5 protein-coding genes are annotated in these 5332 nt (G+C 70.4%); 1 reads left to right on the top strand and 4 read right to left on the bottom strand.

Features of this window, described 5'->3' with window-relative positions:
- Nucleotides 1-53: 53 nt before the first annotated feature.
- Genes QMK34_RS46860 through QMK34_RS46875 form a run of 4 tightly spaced genes read right to left on the bottom strand, consistent with a single transcriptional unit; the run spans nt 54 to nt 3684 of the window.
- A complete protein-coding gene (locus tag QMK34_RS46860) occupies nt 54-722 on the bottom strand; it encodes a response regulator transcription factor (protein WP_326421497.1) in 669 nt (222 codons plus the stop codon).
- Nucleotides 719-1843, bottom strand: a complete 1125-nt coding sequence (locus QMK34_RS46865; RefSeq protein WP_326421499.1) for a sensor histidine kinase — start codon at nt 1841-1843, stop codon at nt 719-721. The genes QMK34_RS46860 and QMK34_RS46865 overlap by 4 nt, the downstream gene beginning before the upstream one ends.
- A gap of 58 nt (nt 1844-1901) precedes the next feature.
- Nucleotides 1902-2798 carry a hypothetical protein gene (locus tag QMK34_RS46870; RefSeq protein ID WP_326421500.1) on the bottom strand — a complete coding sequence of 299 codons (897 nt, stop codon included), beginning with the start codon at nt 2796-2798 and terminating at the stop codon, nt 1902-1904.
- Nucleotides 2799-2850: 52 nt separating this feature from the next.
- Nucleotides 2851-3684 (bottom strand): helix-turn-helix transcriptional regulator, encoded by an 834-nt coding sequence (locus QMK34_RS46875; protein WP_326421501.1) that lies wholly within the window; start codon nt 3682-3684, stop codon nt 2851-2853.
- A gap of 104 nt (nt 3685-3788) precedes the next feature.
- Here QMK34_RS46875 and QMK34_RS46880 point away from each other — a divergent pair, with 104 nt between their 5' ends.
- Nucleotides 3789-5243 (top strand): MFS transporter, encoded by a 1455-nt coding sequence (locus QMK34_RS46880; RefSeq protein ID WP_326421502.1) that lies wholly within the window; start codon nt 3789-3791, stop codon nt 5241-5243.
- The last annotated feature ends 89 nt before the right edge of the window (nt 5244-5332 follow it).

Below are 5332 nucleotides of genomic sequence, written 5' to 3' on the forward strand. Positions count from 1 at the left end.
CTGAAGGCCACCTTAAGAGACTCTAGGTCCCTCAAGGTGGCCTTCAGAGACCTTCAGCCGCGCCGAGGCGTGACCAGCCCAGACTCATAAGCCAGCACCACGAGCTGCGCGCGGTCCCGAGCGCCGATCTTGGTCATGATCCGACTGACGTGAGTGCGCGCGGTGGCTGTCGAGATCACCAGGTGGGCGGCGATCTCGTCGTTCGACATCCCGCCCGCGACCAGGCCCAGCACCTCGCGTTCGCGGGTGGTGATCTCGCGGACGGCCGTGGTGTCGATGCGCCGGTTCTCCGGGCGGTCGACGAACTCCGCGATGAGGCGGCGGGTCACCGTCGGTGCGAGCAGGGCCTCGCCCGCGGCGACCACCTGCAGCGCGCGCAACAGTTCGACCGGCTCGGTGTCCTTGAGCAGGAAGCCGCTGGCGCCGGACCGCAGGGCCTCGTAGACGTACTCGTCGACGTCGAAAGTGGTCAGCACCAGCACTTTCACCTCGGCGAGCTCGGGGTTGGCAGTGATCCGGCGGGTCGCTTCGAGGCCGTCGACGCCGGGCATGCGGATGTCCATCACCACGACGTCCGGCTTGTGCTCGGCGGCGAGCGCGACGGCCTGCTCGCCGTTGCCCGCCTCGCCGCAGACCTCGAAGCCGTCCTCGGTCTCCAGTAGTACCCGGAACCCGGCCCGCACCAGCACCTGGTCGTCGGCCAGCACCACCCTGATCGTCACGTGTCCCCCTCGATCGGCAACTCGGCCCGGACCTGGAATCCGCCGTCGACCACCGAGGTCGTCAGCGCGCCGCCCAGTGCGGCCGCCCGCTCGGCCATCCCGTTCAGCCCGTGTCCCGGCGACGGCTCGACGGCGCCCTGGCCATCGTCACGCACCACCAGCGAAAACCCGCCCGCGCCGCGCTCGAACCGGATGTCGGCGGTGCGGGCCTGCTTCGCGTGCCGGACGACGTTGGTGAGCGACTCCTGCAGGATCCGGTACGCCGCGGCGTCGACGGGCGCGGGCAGCTCACCCGGGTCCCCGTGCACGCGCACGTCCAGCCCGGTCGCCCGCGCCCGGTCGAGCAGTTCGCCCATCTGCTCGAGGCTCGGCGTCGGCGCCTTGTTCTCGCCGGACCGCAGCACGGCAACAGTCGCGCGAAGGTCCTTCAGCGCCGAAGCGCTCGCCGCCTTGATGTTCAGCAGTGCCTCTTTCGCCTGCTCTGGACGCCTGTCGGCGACGTGCGCGGCGACCCCGGCCTGGACATTGATCATCGCGAGACTGTGCGCGACGACGTCGTGGACTTCCCGCGCGATCTGCAGCCGTTCCTGCTCGGCGATCCGCTGCCGCTGTTCCGTCGCCCGTTCGTGTGACGCGTGGGCCGCGGCGACCTGGAACCGCACGGCCGTCCCGATGCCGACCACCGCCGCGACGAGCACGAAGTAGATCCCGAGCCGGGCGTCCAGGACGAACTTACCGCCGAGGAGCAGGAAGACCAGATAGCCGACGACGAGCACCCCGCCACCGGCGATCCCGGCGACGAGCGGCCCCCGCGCCCTGGTGAGCAGGAACAACGCGATCACCGGCAGCACGATCGCGGGCCCGCCGGGCAGATTCAGCGAGTAGTACGTCCACGCCAGCCCCGTGACCAGCAGGAAGACGGTGAGCGGATACCGATGCACGGCGACCAGCGGCACCGCGGTGCCGATCAGCAGGAGATGTCCCCCGATGCCGAGCGGCGGCACGTCGTGCTGCCAGTGGCTGGCCGCGTTGGTGGTGCCGAGGACGAACAGCAGCGGGATGACGACGCGCAGCACCCGGCCCACCCACGGGTTCCGCGTCTGTCGCCTGTCGTGCCGCACGCTGAAAAGCTACCGGTTGACCGCGCCGGCCCGCGTCCGTCGCAGAGCGGCTCCCGGGTTACGCCTGACGCGGTACGCGCCGGAACAGCTCGACCATGAGCAGCGCCCCGCCGACGACCTGTGCCCCATAGATCGCGACCTGCGGCCCGGTGCCGCCTGCGCCGATCGGACCGCCGCCGAGGCTGGTGACCAGCAGCCAACCACCCCAGCCGACCATCATCCCGGCACCGATCCACACCGTGACCAGCCGCGGCCAGAGCCGTCCGGCCGAGAGCAGGGCCACCACCGTGAGCAAGCTGGCCACCCCGAAGACGCCGTCCAGGAAGTGCGCCGACAGGCCGGTCGACGCGCGGTCCGGCGCCAGCGCGACCGTCGAACCGAACGCCCAGGCGAGGTGCGTCGAGCCAGTGCCGATGGCCACGACGACCCCGGCCAGCCCAGCCGCGCTCAGCGGCCCCGGCCGCAGGGAAACGCCCGGCAGCCGCGACCAGCGATCCCTCGCGTAAAGCACGAACGCGGTGAACAGCGCGATCCCCTGCCAGGCGAAACCGCCGTAGACCACGGCCCAGACCCAGTCCGCCAGCGGCAGCCCGGCCTTCGAGGGCGCGAACAGATCAGCCGCGATCACCGGGCTCGTCAGGACGATCGGCGCGAGCAGTCCGCTCGCGATCCAGGCCGGGAAGAGAATGACCGCCGCGGGGATCCGGCGGCCCCAGGCGTAGGTCAGCGCGAACGCCAGCAGGATCGCGACGGCGTCCATCCCGCCGGTGAGCAGGTTGGCGCCGCGCAGCACCGGCGAGTCCACAAAGGACGGATCGAGCAGGCCGATGGTGCCGCCGGTCAGCCAGGAGACCTTCAGCGTCAGGTAGGGGAAGGTGCCCAGGATCGCCGCGTAGCAGGCGACCAGCCGGGCTTTCGGGATCGTGTGCTGCCGCGGTTCCAGGGTGGTGGTCATGCACACCACCCTCGTCCGGCTGGTCGCCGGACAACTCCCTCCCTGGAGGGAATCAGTCGAACAGGAGGGGGAGCTTCGCGGCGGTTTCCTCGTCGGCCGGGGTGTAGGTCGACAGGGTGACCTCGGAGCGCGGCCCGGAGTAGAGGTAGGTGAAGTTGAACCGCAGCAGCCCGACGTCGGGGTGCAGATACCGCTTGGTGCGGATCGGCTCGGAGTTGACGTCGTGCTGGTTCCACAGCCGCTCGAACACCGGCGACTCCGCCAGCAGCCGCTTGACCAGCGACTTCCACGCCGGTTCGGCCAGGTGCTCGGCCATCGCCACCCGGAACGACGCGATCACGCGCGGCACGTTGATGTCCCAGTCGAGCATCCTGGCGCGCCAGTCCGGGTTGGTCAGGCACTGGACGAGGGTGTTGCGGTCCTCGAAGGGGATCGCCTCGACGTCGCCCATCAGCCAGGTGTAGCCGCGGTTGTAGGCGAGCAGGTCGCACCGGGAGTTGCGCACGGACACCGGGTACGGCTCGAGTTTCGTCAGCATCTCGCGCATGGCCGGCGAGACGGCGTTGCATTCCCGCTCCAGCTCCGGCGTCGGCGAGCCGGCGAGGGTGAACAGGTGGACGTGCTCGTACGGATCGAGCCGGAGCGTGCGGGAGATCGCCGTGAGCACCTGCTCGGAAGCGTTGATGTCGCGGCCCTGCTCGAGCCAGGTGTACCAGGTGACCCCGACCCCGGCGAGCTGCGCGACCTCCTCGCGGCGCAGGCCCGGCGTCCGGCGGCGGCCGCTGAGCGGCAGGCCGACCTGCTCGGGCGTGATGCGGGCGCGGCGGCTGCGCAGGAACGCGGCAAGCTCGTCACGGCGGACGCTCTGTTCCAGGGCACCGGTCATGGGTACCAGGTTCGCACAGACCTGGACCTGGTACCAGGTAGTGACCACTACCAGGATAAGAGCGTACCTGGTACCAGGTTGGATTCGGGTTGATCGTAGTACCCATGACCACGACACAAGACGCGCCGACGACGCCGACCAGCGTCGCCGCCGCAGCAGTCAGGCCGGGCCTCACCCCTGCCGGCCTGGTCACCGTGCTGCTGGGGGCGGCACTCCCGATCATCGACTTCTTCATCGTCAACGTCGCCCTGCCGACGATCACCACCGACCTGCGGGCCTCCACCGCCACTCTCGAGATGGTGGTGGCTTCATACGGCATCACGTACGCGGTCCTGCTCGTCGTCGGCGGCCGCCTCGGCGATTCGTTCGGCCGCCGCAGGCTCTTCCTGTGGGGCCTGACCCTGTTCACCCTGACGTCCCTGGCCTGCGGAATCGCACCGACGGCCGGGACTCTCGTGATGGCCCGCGCCGCGCAGGGGGCGTCGGCCGCGCTGATGCTGCCGCAGGTGCTCTCCATCATCCAGGCGACCACGACCGGCGAGCGGCGCTCGCGCGCACTCGGCCTCTACGGCGCGACCGGCGGAATCGCCACGGTCATCGGCCAGCTCGTCGGCGGCGCGCTCGTCGCGGCCGATCTGTGGGGCACGAGCTGGCGTCCGATCTTCCTGGTCAACGTGCCGATCGGCATCGTCGGGCTCCTGCTGGCCCGCAAGACACTGCCGGAAAGCCGCGCCCACCACCCGCTGGGCGTCGACCGCTGGGGAACGGTCCTGCTGGCCGCGACCCTGCTGTCACTGCTCATCCCGCTGATGGAGGGCCGCGCGCTGGGCTGGCCGGTCTGGTCGATCGTGCTGCTGGCGCTGTTCCCGTTCGCCGCCGCCGGGTTCGCCCATGGGGAGCGCCGACTCGAACGCCGAGGCGGGATGCCGCTGCTGCCGCCGTCGGTGATGCGGATGCCGAGCGTGCGGCGCGGGCTGCTGGTGGGCGTCCCGTTCTTCGCGGGCTTCGGCTCGTTCATGTTCGTGTACGCCGTGACGCTGCAGGAGGGCCTGCACCTCGGCCCGATGGGCTCCGGCGCCGCGCTGACCCCGATGGCGGTCGGTTTCTTCACGATCTCGCTGGTCAGCAGCAAACTGGTGAGCCGCTATGGGCAGAAGGTCGTGGTCGCGGGCGGCGTCCTGCTGCTGCTCGGCCTGCTGACGCTGATCGGCACGACGATGCTGGCGTGGCCGGAGCTGAACGTGGTGGACCTCGCGCCGTCGATGCTGCTGATCGGCGTCGGCAACGGCCTCACGATGACAACGTTGTTCCGCGTGGTGCTTTCCCGGGTGCCGACGGACCTGGCGGGCGTGGGCAGCGGGGTGATGACGACGACGCAGCAGACCTCGCTGGCCCTGGGCATCGCGACCCTCGGCAGTCTGTTCGCTTCGCTGAGCGCGCCGGGTTCGCTGGGCATGAAGGACGCGTTCATGCTGGTGGTGGGCCTGCAGCTGGTCCTGGTGATCACGGTGATCACCTTCGCTCGGCGGCTGCCGGATCCCCGGGACGGCCAGGACTGACACTCCCGTTCGCGCTGGGCTCGCGCTGGCGGAGTGCCCCTGAAGGCCACCCAAACCGCGTATTACGCCCTGATGGTGGGCTTCAGGGG

It is taken from the genome of Amycolatopsis sp. H20-H5, from assembly GCF_035828755.1.
Taxonomy (GTDB): Bacteria; Actinomycetota; Actinomycetes; order Mycobacteriales; family Pseudonocardiaceae; genus Amycolatopsis.

What these genes read in the sequence shown, in the direction of transcription:
- QMK34_RS46875 (WP_326421501.1), bottom strand. Translation starts at nt 3,684, where the DNA reads ATGACCGGTGCCCTGGAACAGAGCGTCCGCCGTGACGAGCTTGCCGCG.
- QMK34_RS46870 (WP_326421500.1), bottom strand. Translation starts at nt 2,798, where the DNA reads ATGACCACCACCCTGGAACCGCGGCAGCACACGATCCCGAAAGCCCGG.
- QMK34_RS46880 (WP_326421502.1), top strand. Translation starts at nt 3,789, where the DNA reads ATGACCACGACACAAGACGCGCCGACGACGCCGACCAGCGTCGCCGCC.